Source organism: Saccharothrix coeruleofusca (genome assembly GCF_014648515.1).
GTDB lineage: Bacteria > Actinomycetota > Actinomycetes > Mycobacteriales > Pseudonocardiaceae > Actinosynnema > Actinosynnema coeruleofuscum.
In genome coordinates, this window is the sequence record NZ_BMRG01000057.1 from 1 (window position 1) to 609 (window position 609).

The 609-nt window shown below is 65.2% G+C and carries 1 protein-coding gene; it reads right to left on the reverse strand.

Annotated features, from left to right (window positions below):
* A partial coding sequence (locus tag IEZ00_RS36020; protein ID WP_229796454.1) for an acyl carrier protein occupies nucleotides 1-458 on the reverse strand: 458 nt, incomplete at its 3' end.
* Between the last annotated feature and the right edge of the window lie 151 nt (nucleotides 459-609).

Genomic DNA, 609 nt, shown 5'->3' on the forward strand with positions numbered 1-609 from the left:
ATCCCCTCCCCACCCCCGACGACCAACTCCCACAGATCCTCCGGAGAACCCACCCCACCCGGATAACGACACGCCATCCCCACGACCACCACAGGATCATCGGCATCGGCAGTCGACGCAGCCTGGGCGCGCACATCGACGTCTCTGCCCGACACGACCGATCGCAGGTGCTCAACGAGAACAGCGGGAGTGGGGTAGTCGAAGATCACCGAGCTGGGCAGTGGAACTTCCAGGGCGTGTGAAAGCCTGTCCCGCAGTTCGGCGGACATCAGAGAATCGAAGCCCAGATCCCGAAACGTCTGGTCAAGTGCGATCTCACCGGGCACGCCGCTGCCGAGGGTGGCTGTGATGTGCGCGCGAGCCAGCTCCGTCAACCGATGCCCGCGCTCGGTTTCGTCGAGCCCGCGCAGCTCGCTCACCGGACCCGAGGTCGTCATCGACGTCTTCTCGTCGTCCATCGTCATGTCCAGCCAGTAGTGCTGGCGTTGGAATGCGTAGGTGGGAAGTTCGGTGCGTCGTGCGCCGGTCCCGGCGAACACCTCCGACCAGTCCACCACCACCCCGGCCGTGAACAACCCGCCCAACCCGGTCAACACCGACTCGACCTCG